The following is an 18,126-nucleotide window of genomic DNA, read 5'->3' on the forward strand; positions in this document are numbered from 1 at the left end:
GGCAATAAGGGGCCGATGCCGTGAACAAAAGGCCTGCGGGGCAAGGGTGAAAAAGGGCTAGGGAGAATGGGTCATTGAGCGGTTCATCCATGAGTCGCCAAGGGCTGCGGAAATGAGAGTGATTATTAATAGGCAAAAGCCGCAGCACGGCAACCGGCAGGACATTCGTTTGCGCGGCTTTTTCTTTTGATTGCGCTACAGCGTGAGTTTCTGCGGCCTGCAGCGATGAGGCGTGGTCCGGGCTTTCGGCTAAAGGATAATCATTCTTAATTACAAGTAAGAAATTTCCTGCTAGCGTATGCCCCTCTTTTCCGGTTCACAGGGAGTCCGCCATGCTCAGCCCACACGCTGCGCCGCTACCGACCCAAAGGGATTTCACCCTCAATTTTCCCAACACTTTGAACACGGGTGCCGCCACCGTCGTGCCGGAAATCACCCTGTCCGCCGGGACTGTGTTGATGGACAGCCAGATGTGGATGCAAGAGCCGCTGTGGCAAGGTTTGAAGATCATCCTGGTGCTCAGCGGCCAGCTCAATTGCCGGGTCGAAGGCCAGCAGGAAGTGGAGATTCGCGGGCCGACCCTGTGCGCCGTGGCCAACCAGGGTGAACATTGTGGCGATCACCTGTTCGCCAGTGGTGTGCCGGTGCGTTACACCACCGTGCAGTTGGATTTCCCATCGATCCGCAGTGTTGGCCTTGAGCCTGAGCGCCTGCTGGATAAACGCGGCGGCGGGCCGATGATGTTCTGCCAGCCCGCAAGCAAACCGTTGCTCGCCCTTGCCCAACAGATTTTCACCTGCCCGTTGCAGGGCCCTGCCCGCTCCTTCTATCTGGGCGGCAAGGCCCTGGAGCTGACAGCACTGGGGGTGGAAGGCATTCTCGCGCAAACCGAGTCGCGCCCGGTGCAGGACGCCCATTGCAACTCAGCGGACATCGAACGCATACATGCCGCCCGCGACCTGTTGCTCGGTTCGTTGCAGGCTTCGCCGTCATTGGCCGAGCTGTCTCGCGCAGTCGGCCTCAACCCGCGCAAATTGACGGCGGGCTTTCGTCAGGTATTCGGCACCAGTGTCTATGTGTACTTGCAGGAACAGCGCCTGGCCGAAGCCTATCGCCTGCTCGCCAGCGGTGAGACCAATGTGTCCAGCGCCGCGTACCGCGTGGGTTACAGCCCGGCGCATTTCTCCACGGCGTTTCGCAAGCGTTTCGGTGTTTCGCCCAAGGCGTTGCGCTGAGGGTTTTGCGAAAGTTCCTGCCCCGCCCCGCAAACGAAAGAAATGGTCGCTCGACCCAAAGCAATAGCCCTGCGTTACACCACCTGGATGAGATACGTTTGCATTCGCATTGAATACCTCATCATGGAGTGAAGCATGGGCACCCGCGTTCTGTACCGAGACACCCCAGGTTTGCCAGTCGATACCGCTGTTCCGCTCTTGAAAGCCCATCGCAAGCCCTTGGCAACCCTGATCCATGGCGTTGCCCTGGGCCTGTCGCTGACCCAGATGAACCTTGTGCAGGCTGCCGAGGCGGACACCGATCACGCCCTGGTGCTCGACAGCAGCGTGGTCACCGGGACCCAGGCCGACAGCCCCACCGGACAACAGGCCGGCTACGTGGCCAAGCGTAGCCTCAGCGGGACCAAGACCGACACCGCCCTCAATGAAATCCCCCAGTCGATCTCCGTAGTGACCCGCGACCAGATGGACGCGCAGCAAGTGCAATCGGTGAGCGAAGCGTTGCGCTACACCGCCGGCGTGCAGGCCAACACCACCGCCGCCAGCCAGCGCTTCGACTACCTCTCGATTCGCGGCTTTGACGTGACCAGCACGGGCATGTTGCGCGACGGCTTACGTGGCACCACCACCCAGGCCTGGCCAAAAGCCGAAGCCTATGGCCTGGAACGCATCGACGTGCTCAAGGGCCCGGCCTCGGTGTTGTTCGGCCAGAACGCACCGGGCGGTGTGGTCAACCAGATCAGCAAGCGGCCACTGGACCAGCCGTTCCATGAAGTGCAGCTCCAGGGCGGCAGTTTCGACCGCGCCCAGGGCCAGTTTGACTTCAGCGGGCCACTGGATGACCAGGGGCAATTCCTCTATCGGCTGGTGGGCCTGGAGCGCAGCAGCGGCACCCAGTTCGATCACATCAAGGACGACAAAACCTTCATCGCGCCGTCGTTTACCTGGCGGCCGAACGACGACACCAGCCTGACCGTACTGGCCGATTACTCTGAGGATGAATTCGGCGCGCCCCGGGTGTTCCTGCCGACGGTGGGCACGCTCAAGCCGAACCCGAATGGCAAGGTCAAACACAACGTCTTTCTCGACGAGCCGGGGCTGGACAATGGCCGCACGCAATACTCACTGGGCTACCTGTTGGAGCACCGGATCAACGATGTGTGGAGCCTGAATTCCAGCGCACGTTATGGCCACGTCAACCTGCTGACCAACACCGCCAGCGGCATGTCCCTGGCGCCGGACCTGCGCACGTTGAACCGGGCGGCCTACCGCTTCCGCATCGTCGGCGACGTGTACTCCCTGGACAACAATGCCCAGGCCCGCTGGAACCTTGGCGAGGTGCAGATGGTGTCGCTGCTGGGGATCGATTACCGGCGCACCCGTGAAGACTATTACCTCAACGGCGGCGCGGCATCGTCGATCGACATCTACAACCCGGTGCACGGGGGTGTGTTCGCGCCGAACACCCCGTTCGCCAGCACCTTGCAGCGCGCCGACCAGACCGGGCTCTACGCCCAGCAGCAGATGACCTTCAACGACCGTTGGGTACTGACCGTCGGCGGTCGCCAGGATCATTCGAGTGCGCGCACCGACAACCGCCTGACCGACACCGGGCGGAAGCAGGACGACAACAAGTTCACCTACCGTGCAGGTCTGGTTTACCTGGCCGACAACGGCCTGTCGCCGTACATCAGCTACGCCACCTCGTTCGACCCGGTGCTCGGCACTGATTTCTACGGCACCAGCTTCAAACCGAGCACCGCCAAACAGTCGGAAGTCGGCATCAAGTACCAGCCGCCCGGCATCGACAGCTACATCACCCTGTCGCTGTTCGACCTGACCCAGCAGAACGTCAAGACCACCGACCCGAGCAACCCGCTGAACAGCGTGCAGACCGGTGAGGTCAACGTGCGCGGCGTGGAGCTGGAAGGCAAGGCCAGCCTCGCAAAGGGCCTGGACCTGCTGGCAACCCTGACCTACAACGACGCCGAAGTCAGCAAGAGCAACAACCCGCTGGAAAAAGGCAACCGCCCCACCGACACCCCGGAAAAAATGGCGTCGTTGTGGGCTGACTACACCCTGCCGTTTGGCCCGCTGACCGGCTTGGGATTTGGCGTCGGCGTGCGCTATATCGGCTCCACCGAAGCCGATGCCGCCAACACCTTGAGCGTGCCCTCCTACACCTTGCTCGACGCGGCGGTGCACTACGATTTCGACAAGCTGATCCCGGCGGCCAAGGGCCTGCGCCTGGCGGTGAATGCCACCAACCTGACCGACAAGCACTATTACGAAGGCTGCTCCCTCTCCAGCTGCAGTGCCGGGTATGACCGCAGTGTCATCGCCAGCCTGCGCTATCGCTGGTAACTGCCATGCGTGGCTGGTGGCTTCGTGTGCATCGATGGCTGGCGCTGAGCGTCGGCCTGCTGCTGGCGCTGATTGGCTTGAGCGGTGCGCTGCTGGAACTCAAGGGGCCGATCCTGCGCTGGGAGGTCGGCAGCCAGGCCTTGGACCTGGCTCCGGTTGAACACGGCGCACTGCTGGATGACGCGCAGTGGATCAGCGCGGCACTGGGTGCCTACCCGCAATTCCAGAAAGTCTTTGGCGCCGCAAAACCGCGCCAGGGTTTCCTGGAATCGGACAACGCGATCGTCTTCGGTGCCCTGAAGGATCGGCCCGGCATCGGCATTGCGATGATCGATCCCTACAGTGCCGAGCCACGGGCATTTTTTGTGTTCGATGACCTGTGGCTGGCGAAGCTGGTGGCGCTGCACCGGGCACTGCTGTTGCCGCCACCCATTGGCGCCATAGCTCTGTTTGCCTGTGGCCTGGTGCTGCTGGGCTCTGTGGGCAGCGGCCTGTACCTGTGGTGGCCGGGGCGGCGCAGCTGGTGGAAAGCCGCCAGCTTGCGCCCGGGCAGCCAGGGCCTGCGCCGCCTGCGGGAATGGCACAACGTCGCAGCTGCCTGGCTGTGCCTGCCGTTGGCGGTGATTGCCGGCAGCGGCGCCTGGCTGGCCCGGCCCGACTGGTTCTTCGCCAACCCCGCCGCGATCAAACCGCTGTTCTCCGCCGCCCACGGCCACCTGTTGCTCGGGTTGCCCGGCGCGGCCCTGGCCTTTCTCTGCGGCCTGGCATTGCCGCTGCTCTATCTCACCGGGCTGTTGTTGTGGTGGCGCAAACGCGTCCGCCACGTGCGCCCAACTGTTCAAGGAAACCTTTCATGAAACACCCTCTGTTGTTGCAACGCAGCCTGCTGCTCGGTCTTGGCCTGTTGATGAGCGGCCTGGCCTGCGCCCACACCGTCACCGACCTGGCGGGCCGCAAGGTCGACGTACCGGACAAGGTCTCGCATATCCTGCTGGGTGAAGGCCGGATGATCTACTCGCTGTCGCTCCTTGAAGGCAAGAACCCGTTTACCCGCATCGCCGGCTGGCAAGGGGATTTTCGCGGCCTGGACGTGCAGGGTTACGCCGCGTTCCAGAAGCACTTTCCCGAAGCCGACAACGTACCGTTGGTAGGCGGCACCTCCGCCGAGACCTTCAGTGTGGAAAAGGCCCTGGCGGTACACCCGGACCTGGCGATCATGGCCTTGAGCGGCGGCCATGGCCCGAGCCCCGACAGCGAGGCGGTCAAGCAGCTGGAAGCGGCCGGCGTGGCGGTGATATTCGTCGACTTCAGCGACCATCCGCTGAGCAACACGGTGCCGAGCATGCGCCTGCTGGGCAAGGCCCTGGACCGTAATCAACAAGCCGAGGACTACATCGCGTTTTACCAGGCCTCGCTGGCCAAGGTCACCGATACCCTGGCCAAGGCCGGGACGGTAAAACGGCCGAAGATCTTCATCGACATGCTCGCCGGCCTGCAGGATTGCTGTGGTTCGCCGGGCACCGGCAACTTCGGGGAAATGATCAAGCTCGCGGGTGGCCAGAACATCGCCGACGGGCGCATTCCCGGCCCGATCGGCACATTGAACGTCGAATACATTCTGTCCAGCGACCCGGATGTGTACGTCGCCACCGGCGTGTTCGGCCACGGCCAGGGCGGTGTGACCCTCGGCTATTCGGCCACGCCGCAGCAGGCCAACGACAGCCTCAAGCAAGTGTCTCAGCGCGCGCCGCTGAATGAACTGCGGGCGGTACGCGAAGGCAATGTGCATGGCCTCTGGCATATCTTCTATGACTCGCCGGAACACCTGATTGCGGTGCAGGCCCTGGCCAAGTGGCTGCATCCTGAGTTGTTCGCCGACCTGGATCCGGAACAGACCCGAGCTGAACTGTACCGGCGCTTTATGCCGATTCCCGCCAGCGGCGTATTCACCACGAGCCTTGTGCCGTGACGCAGGTGCAAGCCTGTGCGAGCGCCGATGGCGCAGGTGAGCGCTATCGCCACCGCCATGGACGACGGGTATTGCTGTTGTCGGCACTGGCGTTGGCATTGGTGGTTTCCCTGGCGGTGGACATCACCACCGGGCCTTCCGGCATGAGCCTGACGCGCCTGTTGCAAGTGCTGTGGGACCCGGCTTCGATGCCGCGGGTGGAGGCGGTGATCGTATGGAATGTGCGCCTGCCCTACGCGTTGATGGCGGTACTGGTGGGCGCGGCACTGGCCCTGGCCGGCGCCGAAATGCAGACGGTGCTGGATAACCCGCTGGCCAGCCCGTTCACCCTCGGCGTTTCCGCCGCCGCCGCCTTCGGTGCAGCCCTGGCCATTGTGCTCGGGCTGGGCATTCCTGGCGTGCCGGCGCAGTACCTGATTTCGGCCAACGCCTTTCTGTTCGCACTGGCATCGGTGGCATTGCTGTATCTGTTGGCACGCTGGCGTGGGTTTGGGGTGGAGAGCCTGGTGCTGTTCGGGATTGCCCTGGTGTTTGCGTTCAATGCGCTGGTGGCATTGCTGCAGTTTGTGGCGAGCCAGGACAGCCTTCAGCAACTGGTGTTCTGGACCCTGGGCAGCCTGGCCCGGGCGTCCTGGGAAAAGCTCGCGATCCTCGCTGCCGCGTTGTTGTTGTGCCTACCGTTTTCCCTGCGTCAGAGTTGGGCGTTGACTGCCCTGACCCTGGGCGAGGAACGCGCCCGCAGTTTCGGGATTGATGTCGGCCGCCTGCGGGTGCTGTCGTTGCTGCGCATCAGCCTGCTGTCGGCGCTGGCGGTTTCGTTTGTCGGCACCATCGGTTTTATCGGGCTGATTGCTCCGCATATCGCGCGGCTGTTGGTGGGTGAAGATCACCGCTTGTTCCTGCCAGCGAGCGTGCTCAGCGGTGGCTTGATCCTGTCGATGGCGTCGATTGCCAGCAAGGCGCTGATGCCCGGCGTGTTGATTCCGGTGGGGATTGTCACCGCACTGGTGGGAATTCCGTTTTTCATGGCGATTGTGATGCGTAACCGCCGAGGTGCTCTGTGACCGGATTAAGCACACAAGCATTGAGCATGCACTACGGCAGTCGCAGCGTGCTGCAGGACATTCATCTGCCGGCGTTACTGCCCGGCACCATCACCGCGCTGATCGGCCCCAACGCTGCCGGCAAGTCGACCTTGTTGCGTGGCATCGCCGGGCTGCACAAGGCGCACGGCCAGATCTGGCTGGAGGGTGTCGATCTCAATCGCCTGCCGCAAGTCGAGCGCGCGCAACAAGTGGTGTACCTGCCTCAGAGCCTGCCGGAGCGTACGCGCCTGTGCGCCTTCGAAGCGGTACTGAGTGCGGCCATGGCCGGCCATCGCGGCGCGGGTTTTGCGCCTGGGCGGCCGAGCCCGACGGTGCTCAAGGGCGTGGAAAAAATCCTCGCCGACCTCGATCTGACCGCCCTCGCCGACCGCCCGATCGATGCACTTTCCGGTGGCCAGCGCCAACTGGTGGGCCTGGCCCAGGCCCTGGTGCGCCAGCCTCGGGTGTTGCTGCTGGACGAACCCACCAGCGCCCTGGACCTGTATCACCAGTGCCAAGTGGTGGAAGCCATCACCCAGGCCACCCGCGAACGCAACCTGATCACCCTGGTGGTGGTGCACGACATCAACCTCGCCCTGGGTTTCAGTGATCAGGTGGTGGTGTTGCACAACGGTCAGTTGGCCGCTGCCGGGCCACCGCAAGTGGTGATCAATCAGGCGTTGCTGAAAAACGTCTATGGTGTGAGTGGCCGCCTGGAACAGGTGCATGGCCGCCCGCTGGTGATGGTGGATGCACGACTGCCCTTTTCTCCTGCCCTTGGATAACCGATGAACAGCTCCCAAGACGCTGCACTCGCGACTTTGCACACTGACCGCCCATTCAACCTGAGGCCGCTGCTGTTGGCCAACATGGCCTGCACCATGGCGATGATGGCATTTGTCTCGCTGATTGGCCCGATCGCTCGGGTGCTTGGCCTGGCCACCTGGCAGGCAGGTGCGGCGGTCACCGTGTCCGGGGTGATCTGGATGCTTCTGGCGCGTCCATGGGGCCAGGCCAGTGACCGACTGGGCCGGCGCCGTGTGCTGCTGCTGGGCACCGGTGGTTTCACCCTGGCCTACTGGGCGCTGTGCGTGTTTATCGATGCGTCCCTGCAACTGTTGCCGTCGGCCATGTTGGCGTTTATCGGGCTGATTCTGGGGCGTGGCCTGATCGGCGTGTTCTACGCTGCGATACCGGTGGGCGGCTATGCGCTGGTGGCCGACAACATTGAGCCTGAGCACCGCGCCAAGGCCATGGCTTCCCTGGGCGCCGCCAACGCCTGCGGCCTGGTGCTGGGCCCGGCGATTGCTGCGCTGTTGGCGCGTCACAGCCTGAGCCTGCCGTTTTATGCGATGGCGGTGTTACCGCTGTTGGGATTCTTGTTGCTGCTGGCCAAATTGCCGCGCCAGGAGTTGCACCTCAAGCAGCCGCCCAAGCCGGTCAACCTCTCGGACCCACGCCTGCGTCGACCGCTGGTGGTGGCGTTTGTCGCGATGCTGTGTGTGTCGATCGCGCAGATAACCGTGGGTTTTTTCGCGTTGGATCGCTTGAAGATGAACCCGGCCGATGCGGCACAAACCGCCGGTATCGCCCTGACCATGGTCGGGCTGGCGTTGATCTGTTCGCAACTGGTAGTGCGCAAACTGGAGTGGCCGCCGCTGCGGATGATTCGCATCGGTGCGGTGGTGTCAGCCCTGGGATTTGCCGGCAGTATGTTCGCTGATACGGCCTGGATCCTGTGGCTGTGCTTTTTTGTGTCCGCGGCCGGCATGGGCTGGATCTTCCCGTCTTTCGCGGCGCTGGCGGCGAATGCGGTGGATGCGTCGGAGCAAGGCGCCACGGCAGGTTCGGTGGGTGCGGCCCAAGGCCTGGGCGTGGTGGTCGGGCCGTTGGCCGGGACCTTGATCTACGCGATCGAACCCCGCCTACCCTACCTGGTGGCGGCGGCGCTGCTGCTATTGATCGCGTGCTGGCCGGCGGCACGGCAACCGGGTAACACCCCAGGTTGAGCTACCTGTTATTTCTGACAGTAGACGTCGACCCCTGAAAAGCCTCTCATAAAGCGCGTGGCCACAGCATTAGCTGAGGCCACCTACCTTTTCTGGAGACAAGCACCATGAGCGACGACCTGAATGACTTGACGACATTTACTGACAGAAACTGGAATGGCTGGCACCCGGACCGCCCAGACACCGCAAAGCTTGAGCCACGGACGCCTGGGAACGATCACGAGTTCTACCTCACCAATGCATCCGATGCGGTTCACGAAATGGGTATCTCAAAGTCCTACTCATTCATAAAAGGCATTGAATACACGGTGATATTTGAATACCGGACCCTATCGGAAACAAACATCACCGTGTTGGCGGGAAATCTAGAGCAAGCGGTCGGGCCACACCCACCGTCTCCCGGCTGGACGCGCCTGACTGTGCCCCTGCCATACCTGACAGAGCACGGGGGTACTCACCCAATCTCGATCAGATTCTGGTCAAGAAGTGCAGGCAGCGAACCCCATCGCTACGACTTGGACAACATTCTTGTCAGGTCGATTCCGGATTGACCTGCAAGGTCGCGGGCCCTACAAAATCCGATACAACAACCGCTCGATCCGCACCCGGCTGACCCGACGCAAGAATTTGCCGACGGCCGCCGGGTACTCCACCAGGGTTTCCAACTGCTGATAGCGCTCAATACGCGAGGTGTGCTGGAAAATCTCGGCAAGCTCGGTGCGCCGTGGCCCTACCCACTCCCCCTTCGGATCATCGATCAGCAAGGCGTTTTCCAGGTCGAGGCGAAACGCTCGCGGGTTGATGTTGTTGCCGGTCAGCAAGGTGTAGCGCTGGTCGACCCACATGCCCTTGAGGTGATAGGTATTGTCGCCGTCGCGCCACAGGTGCAGGTTCAACTGGCCGCTGTCGATCATGCGCTGGTGGCGCTTGGCGAAGCGACGCAGGCTGATTTCGTAGAGGTACGGCAGCGCGGCGATGACCTTGAACGGCTCGCTCGGCGGGATGTAGAAGTCGTTGGCGGTCTTGTCGCCGACAATGATGTCGATCTTCACCCCGCGCGCCAGGGCGCGGTTGATTTCCCGGGTCACCGGCAGCGGCAGGTTGAAGTACGGCGTACAGATAGTCAGCTGATGCTGGGCGCTGGCAATCAGCTCGCAGATCACCCGGCTCAGGGGGTTGTTCTTGCACACGCCCAACAACGGACTGACCGTCAGGTTGCCGTTGGGCAGTTGCCCCGCCGAGGTGTCATACACCGCGTGTTTGAGGCGGCTGCGCAGGTCGCCGATGTCGTTGCGCAGGCTGCGAGTGGTCGGCGGGTTGGGCAGGTCCAGGCGATGCACCGCCTTGGCGGCCACCAGGCCGTGCTCCACCAGGTGCTGCATCGAGTCGGCCAGCGCCTTGTTGTGGATCAGGTGATAACGGTCATAGCGGTACTTGTCGAACTTGTGCAGGTACACGTTATTCAGGCTGGCGCCGCTGTACAGCACGCTGTCATCGATTACAAAGCCCTTGAGGTGCAGCACGCCGAACAGTTCGCGGGTTTGCACCGGCACGCCGTACACCGGCACTTCGGTGCTGTGGGACTGGGTCATGGCCTGGTACCAGGCGCTGTTGCCCGGTTGCTTGCCGGCACCGATCAAACCGCGCTGGGCCCGCAGCGAGTCGACCACCACCACAATATCCAGCCCGGGCCGGGCGGCCTTGGCAGCGTGCAACGCGTCGTAGATCTCTTGCCCCGCCTCATCCTGCTGCAGGTACAACGCCACGATGTAGATGCGCTGGGTGGCCTGGGAAATTTTCTCCAGCAGGCAACGGCGGTACTCGGCGGCGCCGGACAGCACCTCGATAGCGTCGGGCGTGAGGGGAAAACCGCGCAGCTTGGGCAACAGGGAGCGTTTGAATAACGACGGCATAGGGCTCGCAATGGGTCGAATCCGAAGGACTCCAGAGCTTACACCATGGGCTGGCTCAGGTCTTCCCGCCTAGGGTTAAAAATAATTAATTGACCAAGGAGAACGATCGTTCTACTGTAGTTTGCATGAACGATATCACTCGCGACATTATCCTCGACGTTACCGAAAAGTTGATCTACCGAAATGGCATCGCTGCCACCGGCATGGATCTTCTGGTGAAAACCGCCGGCGTCTCCAGAAAGAGCGTCTACCGCTACTTCGCCAACAAGGACGAACTGGTGATTGCCGCCCTGCAACGCCGCGACGAGCGCTGGATGCAGTGGCTGCGCAACGAAGTTGAACACCACGTCACCACGGGCGAGCGCCTGCTGGGTGTGTTCAGCGCGTTGAAAACCTGGTTCGGCTCCGAGGACTTTCGCGGCTGCGCCTTCATCAACACCAGCGGCGAGACCGGCGACCCGCAAGACCCGGTCCGCCTGCTGGCCAAGGCCCATAAACAGAAACTGTTCGAGTACGCCCTTGAACTGTGTCAAGCACATGGCACCCCCGACCCGGAACGCCAGGCCGCGCACCTGCTGATCCTGATTGATGGCGCCATTACCGTTGCCCTGGTGATGGGCGACACCACCGCTGCCGATAATGCGCAAGCCATGGCGCGCACTTTATTGCAACTTTGACCTGACTTTTAAACCTGTGAAGGAGCCGTCCCATGTCATCCACTGCTGAAATACGCCCGCCGTTGCCGCCGTTTACCCGTGAGTCGGCGATTGAGAAAGTTCGCTTGGCCGAAGACGGCTGGAATTCCCGGGACCCGCAACGGGTATCCCTGGCCTATACCCTGGATACTCAATGGCGCAACCGCGCCGAGTTCGCCCACAACCGCGAAGAAGCCAAAGCCTTCCTGACCCGCAAATGGGCCAAGGAACTGGATTATCGGTTGATCAAGGAGTTGTGGGCGTTTACCGGCAACCGCATTGCGGTGCGTTATGCCTATGAGTGGCATGACGACTCCGGCAACTGGTTCCGCTCCTACGGCAACGAGAACTGGGAGTTTGATGAGAACGGCTTGATGGCGAACCGGTTTGCCTGCATCAACGACATGCCGATCAAGGAAAGCGAGCGCCAGTTCCACTGGCCGCTGGGGCGGCGTCCGGATGAGCATCCGGGGTTGTCAGAGCTCGGGCTGTAAACAACAACCTGTAGGAGCGAGCTTGCTCGCGATGGACGTTAACGATAACGCGGGGAGCCTGGCCCCCCGCGTCGTCCTCAGGTTTTTCGCGAGCAAGCTCGCTCCTACAGTTGAACGGTTGTCAGTCCTGGTTCAAACCCACCCGATACAACACACCCTTATCTTCATCCGTCAGCACATACAGGTAGCCATCCGGCCCCTGCCGCACATCGCGGATCCGCGCTTTCAACCCGCCGAGCAAGCGCTCTTCGTGGATAACCTTGTCACCGTCGAACTGCAAGCGAATCAACTCCTGGCTCACCAGTGCACCAATAAACACGTTGTGCTGCCAGGCCTTGAACCGGTCGGCGTCGTAGAACGCCATGCCACTCACGCCGGGGGATTTCTCCCAGACATGGTGCGGCGGCACTGTGCCTTCGGCGGTCTTGCCCTTGGCCTCGGGAATCGGCGTCAGGGAATAGTTGATGCCGTGGGTCGCCAGTGGCCAGCCGTAGTTTTTCCCTCGTTCAATGATATTGATCTCATCCCCGCCACGCGGGCCGTGTTCGTTTTCCCAGAGTGTGCCGCTCCACGGGTTCAATGCCGCACCCTGTGGGTTACGCTGGCCGTAGGACCAGATTTCCGGCCTCACGCCTTCCTGGCCGACGAAGGGGTTGTCTTCGGGTATACGACCGTCCGGGAAGATCCGCACAACTTTGCCTTGCAGCTTGTCGAGGTCCTGGGCGGTGGGTCGGTCGTTGTTTTCCCCCAGGGTCACGAACAGGTAACCATCGCGGTCAAACACCAGCCGTGAGCCGAAGTGGTTGCCCGTGGACAGCTTGGGCTCCTGGCGCAGGATCACCTTGAAGTCCTGCAGGCCACTCAGGTCATCGCTCAAGCGCCCGCGCCCGACGGCGGTGCCGGCCGTGCCGTTCTTGCCACCGCCTTCGGCGTAGGACAGGTACACCAGGCGGTCCTCCTGGAAGTCCGGTGACAGGACCACGTCCAGCAAACCGCCCTGCCCTTTGGCAAATACTTCAGGCACGCCCGTCAGAGGCGCGGACAGCTTGCCGTCCGGGCTGACAAACCGCAGGTTGCCGGGACGTTCGGTGACCAGGAAGCCTTGTTTGTCCGGCAGGAAGGCCACGGCCCAGGGATGATCCAGGCCCTTGGCAATCGGGGTGACGGTGATGCTCCCCTGCTCGCTGGGGAACTGTTGGGTGTCGGCCGCCGAAACGGGCAGCGTCAGGGGCAGCAAGGCAGCGGCGCAGAAGGTCGCCAGGAGGGTTTTGCGTAGAAACATACGGTGGGTTTCCTTGTCGTTTTTACACACTCAATCGCCACGATTGCCATTGGCGTCGCGGGTGGGAGCTTTGGGCTGGATGGCCGGCGGGGTCTGTGGGCTGTCACGGCGCTGGACGCTATTGCCGATGCCGCCGTTTTGCAGGGTCGGTGGCCGCTGCGCCGGTGGGATGTAGGTACCCCGCGCAGCAGGCGCGTTGGGCTGGGTGCCCTGCATGCTGTTGGGGTTGGCTTGGTGAATCGGGCCGTTGTAGGGGTTGTTGCTGCTGCCGGGCAGGTTTTGTGCCTGTGCCAGCGAACTCAAGGCCAGGCCCATCGCCAATACCGCAAGATGACGCAAACGGGTGTTCATGACAAAGCCTCTCTGGGCGCGAGTAATACGTGCTTTCGATAACACGCTACGCCTTGGGTTCGGCTTTGGTAACTAAATAGTTTCTCATCAGGTGTAACACGATCTGTCTAAAACCCCGGTGCCAGCCGGCTGGCCAGGGAAACTTTTGCCGAAACCGCCGTGTCACCTGAAGACCCCTACATCTTCAGGAAAACCGACATGCCAAGGGCTATCTGGAAAGGCGCAATCAGTTTTGGCTTGGTACACATCCCTGTATCGCTGGTCTCGGCCACGTCCTCCCAGGGCGTCGACTTCGACTGGCTGGACAAACGCAGCATGGACCCGGTGGGTTACAAGCGCATCAACAAGACCACCGGCAAGGAAGTCACCAAGGAGAATATCGTCAAGGGTGTGGCCTACGAGAAAGGTCGCTACGTGATCCTCAGCGAAGACGAAATCCGCTCGGCCCACCCCAAGTCCACCCAGACCATCGAAATCATCGCATTTGTGGCCAGCGACCAGATCCCGTTGCAGAACATCGACACGCCCTACTTCCTGGCGCCCGACAAACGCGGTGGCAAGGTCTATGCGCTGCTGCGGGAGACCCTGAAGAAAACCCGCAAGGTCGCCCTGGCCAACGTGGTGCTGCACACCAAGCAGCACCTGGCGGCGCTGATGCCGCTGGAGTCGGCACTGGTGTTGGTAATGCTGCGCTGGCCCGCTGAAGTGCGCGGCCTGGACGAGCTGGAACTGGGCAGTGACGTGACCAAACCCACCCTGGCCAAGGGCGAACTCGACATGGCCAAGCGGTTGGTGGAAGACATGAGCGCCGACTGGAAGCCCGAAGAATATCGCGACAGTTTCCAGGAAAAGATCATGGCGTTGGTGGCGAAGAAGGCCAAGGCCGGCAAGATCGAAGACGTGGAATCCAGCGAGGGTGAGGATGAGCGCAAATCAGCCGATGTGATCGACCTGACGGAACTGCTCAAGCGCAGTCTGGCAGGCAAGAGCCCGGCGAAGAAACCTGCCGCGAAAAAAACCCGCAAGGCTTCATGAGGTAGACCGCCATGGCCAAGCCCCTGAGTGAATACAACGCCAAGCGCGACTTCGATATAACCGCCGAACCTGCAGGCAGTGCGCCTCGAGGCAGGAGCCGGGCCCAGGCCTTGACCTTCGTGATTCAAAAGCACGATGCGCGCAACCTGCATTACGACTTTCGCCTGGAACTCGATGGCGTACTCAAAAGCTGGGCGGTGCCCAAGGGGCCGAGCCTGGACCCAAGCCAGAAGCGCCTCGCGGTGCATGTGGAAGACCATCCATTGGGCTACGGCAGTTTCGAGGGCAGCATTCCCGCCGGCCAGTACGGCGCGGGTGACGTGATTGTCTGGGATCGCGGCGTGTGGCAGCCCCACGACGACCCGGGCAAAGCCTACGCGGCCGGCAAGCTGAAATTCACCCTGATCGGCGAAAAGCTCGCCGGCGACTGGACGCTGGTGCGCACCCGACTCAAAGGCAGCGGCGACAAGGAGCAATGGCTGTTGATCAAGGAAAACGATCAACAGGCGCGCCCGTTGGCTGATTACGACGTGGTCCAGGCCGAGCCGAAAAGCGTGCTGAGCGATGCAACGGTGGGGCGCCCGAAAAAACCAGCTGCTGCGAAGAAAACCACGCGCAAATCCTCAACCGCCCTGCCCGATCAGCTCACCCCGCAATTGGCGACACTGGTGGACCGTGCACCGGACGGCGACTGGGTGTACGAGATCAAATTCGACGGCTACCGCATCCTCACGCGTATTCGTGACGGTGAAGTACGGCTGTTCACCCGCAACGGTCATGACTGGACCGACCGGCTGCCGCGCCAGGTCAAGGCCCTGGAGGCCCTTAAACTCAAGGACAGTTGGCTCGACGGCGAGGTGGTCAGCTTGAACGCTGATGGGTTGCCGGACTTTCAGGCGTTGCAGAACGCCTTTGATATCGGTCGCAGCCTGGACATTGTCTATTACCTGTTTGATGCGCCGTTTCTTGATGGTCGCGACCAACGGGAAACGGCTGTTGAAGCACGCCGCGCCGCGCTGAAGAAAGTACTGCCTCGCAGCAGGAGCAAGCTGCTGCGCTTTTCCGAGTCGTTTGCCGCCAACCAGCGGGATATCTTCGAAAGCGCCTGTGACCTGGCGCTGGAAGGTGTGATCGGTAAACGTGCGGGCAGCCTGTACGTCTCCAAACGCAGCCCGGACTGGATCAAGCTCAAGTGCCGGCTGCGCCAGGAGTTTGTGATCGTCGGTTTCACTCGCCCGCAAGGTTCACGCAGCGGCTTTGGTGCCCTGCTGCTGGCGGTCAATGACGACACCGGCCTGGTGTATGCCGGGCGTGTGGGTACGGGCTTTGATCAGGCCGCCTTAAAGAAGATCAGTGAGCAGTTGAAAGCCTTGGAGCGCGATGCGTCGCCGCTGGCCAAACCGCTGACCAGCGCCCAGGCTCGTGGCGTGCATTGGGTCGAACCTCAATTAGTGGGCGAAGTGCAATTCGCCGAATGGACCCGCGAGGGCGTGGTGCGCCAGGCGGCCTTTGTCGGGCTGCGTACCGATAAGCCGGTGGAGCAGATTGTTCATGAACAGCCGCGAGCAGCCAAGTCGCTGAAGCAAAAGCCGCTGAAGGAAAAGCCGCGCAAAAAAACAACGGAGGCCGGTGCTGTGGCTGGGGTCAAGATCACCCATCCCGACCGAGTCATCGACACCCAAAGTGGTACACAGAAACTGCAACTGGCGCAGTTCTACGAGGGCATCAGCGAATGGATCCTGCCCTTCTTGCGTAACCGTCCTGTGTCTTTGCTCAGGGCACCGGAAGGCATTGCGGGCGAACAGTTTTTCCAGAAGCACTCCGAACACCTGGCGATCCCGAATATCCAGCAATTGGACCAGGCCCTGGACCCGGGCCATGCGCGGCTGATGGAAATCGACAGCCCGGCCGCGCTGATCGGCGCGGTGCAAATGGGCACCGTCGAGTTGCACACTTGGGGCGCCACCGCAGACAAGATCGAAACCCCGGACCTGTTTGTGCTCGACCTTGACCCGGACCCGGCCCTGCCGTGGAAAAGCATGCTCGAAGCGGCGCAACTGACCCTGTCGGTGCTGGATGAGTTGGGGCTGGAAGCGTTCGTCAAGACCAGCGGTGGCAAAGGCCTGCACCTGGTGGTGCCGCTGGCGCGCCGGGACGACTGGGAAACGGTAAAAGCCTTCGCCAAGGCGATTGCCCAGTTTATGACGCAGCAGTTGCCGGAGCGTTTTACCGCGACCTCAGGCCCGAAAAATCGCATCGGCAAAATCTTTATCGATTACCTGCGTAACGCCCGCGGCGCCAGTACGGTGGCGGCGTACTCGGTGCGCGCACGCCCTGGCCTGCCGGTCTCGGTACCCGTGAGTCGTGATGAGTTGAAGGGTTTGCACGGTGCTCAGCAGTGGACCGTCGCCAACCTGCACGAGCGTTTGCAGGGTTTGAAGAAGGACCCGTGGGCGGGCTATGCCAATCGGCAGAAGATCAGCAAGAAGATGTGGGACAAGCTGGGCGCGCATCCGCCAGGCTGATGCGCGCTCCAGCCAGGTTCAGATCAGGATGAAGATCAACGCCAAACCGGCGAAGATCGCCCACTTCTCCAGGTAGTAACGGGTGCGATTGCGCTTTTTCAGCTCTTTGCCCCGCAGGCGAATCTTGTACAGGCGGGTAAAGGCACGGTTCAAGCCACCGGTCTTGTCCCCGGCATCGTTGGGCGAGCCGGCCGCAGCCATTACGTTGCGGCTGAACCAACGGTTAAACGCCGCCGCCCAGCGGTACTTCATCGGGCGTTCGATATCACAGAACAGAATGATCCGGTTCTGCTCCGTGGTGTTTTCGGCGTAATGGATGAATGTCTCGTCAAACATCACCGGTTCGCCGTCGCGCCAATAGTAGTTTTCACCGTCTACGTTGATGTAGCAGCCCGGGGAGTTGGGCGTGTCCAGGCCCAGGTGGTAACGGTAGGAACCGGCGTACGGGTCACGGTGACGTACCAGCTTGGAGCCCGGTGGCAATTCGGCAAACATCGCCGCCTTGATCGAGCCAATGCTTTGCACCAGCTCAGTGGTTCGCGGGCACAGCTTCATCGCGGACGGATGGCTGTCGCCATACCACTTCAAATAGAAACGCTTCCAGCCCGACTTGAAGAACGAGTTGAAACCCACGTCGTTGTATTGGTCGGAACGCTTGATCTCGCCGGCCCGCAGCAGGTTCTGGCCTTCCAGGCGAATTTCTTCCCAGTGTTCCTGAAGCGGACTCAGGTCGGGAAAGTCACTGGGAGACAGGTACGGTCGGCTGGGCAGTTTGGAGAAGAGGTAAAGAAAGCAGTTCACCGGAGCCAGGAAGGTCGAGTGATCACTGAGCTGGCGGCCCAGCTTGTGCCGCACACGGCCACGCAGATGAACGTAGGCAATGGAGGCAACGTAGAGAGCAACAATGATGAGTTTCAAGGTATTCGTCACAAGTCAGAAGAGAACAGGCTGCTCCTGCGTGCCCACGACGGCCGAGGATTGAAGATGCAGCACCTGAAATCACAATTCACAAATAGGCAGCACGACGGGCCGGGCGACAATCCGGTCATGGCCATTGGCAGCTATTTTAGCCACACTTTGTAACCAAAGGTTAATCAAGAATTGTGAAAAGGTGTCCACTGAGTGTGCTGCGAGGGGCGGGAGCGGGCTTGCCAGGCGGCAAGCCCGAG

At 61.7% G+C, this 18,126-nt stretch carries 16 protein-coding genes; 12 read left to right on the plus strand and 4 right to left on the minus strand.

The annotated features are described in order from the left end of the window. Positions 1-332: 332 nt before the first annotated feature. The 8 genes from ACUN0G_RS29920 to ACUN0G_RS29955 all read left to right on the plus strand — a co-directional run bounded on the left by ACUN0G_RS29920 (position 333) and on the right by ACUN0G_RS29955 (position 9,213). Positions 333-1,235 carry an AraC family transcriptional regulator gene (locus ACUN0G_RS29920; RefSeq protein ID WP_003218429.1) on the plus strand — a complete coding sequence of 301 codons (903 nt, stop codon included), beginning with the start codon at positions 333-335 and terminating at the stop codon, positions 1,233-1,235. 135 nt (positions 1,236-1,370) lie between these two features. Continuing rightward, on the plus strand, positions 1,371-3,599 hold the full coding sequence (locus ACUN0G_RS29925) for a TonB-dependent siderophore receptor (RefSeq protein ID WP_445575128.1): 2,229 nt from the start codon (positions 1,371-1,373) through the stop codon (positions 3,597-3,599). Positions 3,600-3,604: 5 nt separating this feature from the next. Beyond that, positions 3,605-4,456, plus strand: a complete 852-nt coding sequence (locus ACUN0G_RS29930) for a PepSY-associated TM helix domain-containing protein (protein ID WP_445575129.1) — start codon at positions 3,605-3,607, stop codon at positions 4,454-4,456. After that, a complete protein-coding gene (locus ACUN0G_RS29935; RefSeq protein ID WP_445575130.1) occupies positions 4,453-5,568 on the plus strand; it encodes an ABC transporter substrate-binding protein in 1,116 nt (371 codons plus the stop codon). The genes ACUN0G_RS29930 and ACUN0G_RS29935 overlap by 4 nt, the downstream gene beginning before the upstream one ends. Next, the gene (locus ACUN0G_RS29940) at positions 5,565-6,632 is read left to right on the plus strand and encodes a FecCD family ABC transporter permease (RefSeq protein ID WP_375378906.1); all 1,068 of its coding nucleotides are present in this window, start codon (positions 5,565-5,567) and stop codon (positions 6,630-6,632) included. Before ACUN0G_RS29935 ends, ACUN0G_RS29940 begins: the two co-directional genes overlap by 4 nt. Before the next feature lie 26 nt (positions 6,633-6,658). Next, a complete protein-coding gene (locus tag ACUN0G_RS29945) occupies positions 6,659-7,438 on the plus strand; it encodes an ABC transporter ATP-binding protein (RefSeq protein ID WP_003218440.1) in 780 nt (259 codons plus the stop codon). 3 nt (positions 7,439-7,441) lie between these two features. Continuing rightward, positions 7,442-8,662, plus strand: a complete 1,221-nt coding sequence (locus ACUN0G_RS29950; protein WP_003218442.1) for an MFS transporter — start codon at positions 7,442-7,444, stop codon at positions 8,660-8,662. Between the two features lie 107 nt (positions 8,663-8,769). Continuing rightward, complete coding sequence (locus ACUN0G_RS29955; protein WP_445575131.1) at positions 8,770-9,213, plus strand: hypothetical protein; 444 nt, start codon at positions 8,770-8,772, stop codon at positions 9,211-9,213. Between the two features lie 18 nt (positions 9,214-9,231). Here the strand turns inward: ACUN0G_RS29955 and pssA are convergent, their stop codons facing one another. Next, positions 9,232-10,575 carry a CDP-diacylglycerol--serine O-phosphatidyltransferase gene (gene pssA / locus ACUN0G_RS29960; RefSeq protein ID WP_102604991.1) on the minus strand — a complete coding sequence of 448 codons (1,344 nt, stop codon included), beginning with the start codon at positions 10,573-10,575 and terminating at the stop codon, positions 9,232-9,234. Between the two features lie 125 nt (positions 10,576-10,700). Here pssA and ACUN0G_RS29965 point away from each other — a divergent pair, with 125 nt between their 5' ends. Both ACUN0G_RS29965 and ACUN0G_RS29970 read left to right on the plus strand, forming a co-directional pair. Further along, positions 10,701-11,252, plus strand: a complete 552-nt coding sequence (locus ACUN0G_RS29965) for a TetR/AcrR family transcriptional regulator (RefSeq protein WP_445575132.1) — start codon at positions 10,701-10,703, stop codon at positions 11,250-11,252. A gap of 32 nt (positions 11,253-11,284) precedes the next feature. Continuing rightward, complete coding sequence (locus ACUN0G_RS29970; protein WP_258345645.1) at positions 11,285-11,764, plus strand: nuclear transport factor 2 family protein; 480 nt, start codon at positions 11,285-11,287, stop codon at positions 11,762-11,764. 121 nt (positions 11,765-11,885) lie between these two features. On the opposite strand, the gene ACUN0G_RS29975 is transcribed toward ACUN0G_RS29970, so the two are convergent. Together ACUN0G_RS29975 and ACUN0G_RS29980 are read right to left on the minus strand one after the other, a co-directional pair. Further along, the gene (locus tag ACUN0G_RS29975; protein ID WP_445575133.1) at positions 11,886-13,046 is read right to left on the minus strand and encodes a PQQ-dependent sugar dehydrogenase; all 1,161 of its coding nucleotides are present in this window, start codon (positions 13,044-13,046) and stop codon (positions 11,886-11,888) included. 30 nt (positions 13,047-13,076) lie between these two features. Next, a complete protein-coding gene (locus tag ACUN0G_RS29980; RefSeq protein WP_445575134.1) occupies positions 13,077-13,397 on the minus strand; it encodes a hypothetical protein in 321 nt (106 codons plus the stop codon). A 198-nt stretch (positions 13,398-13,595) separates the two neighbouring features. Here ACUN0G_RS29980 and ku point away from each other — a divergent pair, with 198 nt between their 5' ends. Both ku and ligD read left to right on the plus strand, forming a co-directional pair. Next, positions 13,596-14,432: a non-homologous end joining protein Ku gene (ku, locus tag ACUN0G_RS29985; RefSeq protein ID WP_421524562.1), complete on the plus strand. Its 837-nt coding sequence runs from the start codon at positions 13,596-13,598 to the stop codon at positions 14,430-14,432. An 11-nt stretch (positions 14,433-14,443) separates the two neighbouring features. After that, entirely contained in the window at positions 14,444-16,957 is a 2,514-nt protein-coding gene (ligD, locus tag ACUN0G_RS29990) for a DNA ligase D (RefSeq protein WP_445575135.1), read from the plus strand. Positions 16,958-16,975: 18 nt separating this feature from the next. On the opposite strand, the gene lpxO is transcribed toward ligD, so the two are convergent. Beyond that, positions 16,976-17,875, minus strand: coding sequence for a lipid A hydroxylase LpxO (lpxO, locus tag ACUN0G_RS29995; protein WP_076013577.1), 900 nt, complete (start codon positions 17,873-17,875; stop codon positions 16,976-16,978). Positions 17,876-18,126 lie beyond the last annotated feature (251 nt).

The sequence above is a fragment of the Pseudomonas sp. 32A genome, assembly GCF_052682255.1.

Bases quoted from the DNA above. Each gene is read 5' to 3' on its own strand.
- ACUN0G_RS29935 (WP_445575130.1), top strand. From the start codon at position 4,453: ATGAAACACCCTCTGTTGTTGCAACGCAGCCTGCTGCTCGGTCTTGGC.
- pssA (WP_102604991.1), bottom strand. From the start codon at position 10,575: ATGCCGTCGTTATTCAAACGCTCCCTGTTGCCCAAGCTGCGCGGTTTT.
- ligD (WP_445575135.1), top strand. From the start codon at position 14,444: ATGGCCAAGCCCCTGAGTGAATACAACGCCAAGCGCGACTTCGATATA.
- ACUN0G_RS29930 (WP_445575129.1), top strand. From the start codon at position 3,605: ATGCGTGGCTGGTGGCTTCGTGTGCATCGATGGCTGGCGCTGAGCGTC.
- ACUN0G_RS29980 (WP_445575134.1), bottom strand. From the start codon at position 13,397: ATGAACACCCGTTTGCGTCATCTTGCGGTATTGGCGATGGGCCTGGCC.
- ACUN0G_RS29950 (WP_003218442.1), top strand. From the start codon at position 7,442: ATGAACAGCTCCCAAGACGCTGCACTCGCGACTTTGCACACTGACCGC.
- ACUN0G_RS29970 (WP_258345645.1), top strand. From the start codon at position 11,285: ATGTCATCCACTGCTGAAATACGCCCGCCGTTGCCGCCGTTTACCCGT.
- ACUN0G_RS29975 (WP_445575133.1), bottom strand. From the start codon at position 13,046: ATGTTTCTACGCAAAACCCTCCTGGCGACCTTCTGCGCCGCTGCCTTG.
- ACUN0G_RS29955 (WP_445575131.1), top strand. From the start codon at position 8,770: ATGAGCGACGACCTGAATGACTTGACGACATTTACTGACAGAAACTGG.
- ACUN0G_RS29945 (WP_003218440.1), top strand. From the start codon at position 6,659: ATGCACTACGGCAGTCGCAGCGTGCTGCAGGACATTCATCTGCCGGCG.
- ku (WP_421524562.1), top strand. From the start codon at position 13,596: ATGCCAAGGGCTATCTGGAAAGGCGCAATCAGTTTTGGCTTGGTACAC.
- ACUN0G_RS29925 (WP_445575128.1), top strand. From the start codon at position 1,371: ATGGGCACCCGCGTTCTGTACCGAGACACCCCAGGTTTGCCAGTCGAT.
- ACUN0G_RS29965 (WP_445575132.1), top strand. From the start codon at position 10,701: ATGAACGATATCACTCGCGACATTATCCTCGACGTTACCGAAAAGTTG.
- ACUN0G_RS29920 (WP_003218429.1), top strand. From the start codon at position 333: ATGCTCAGCCCACACGCTGCGCCGCTACCGACCCAAAGGGATTTCACC.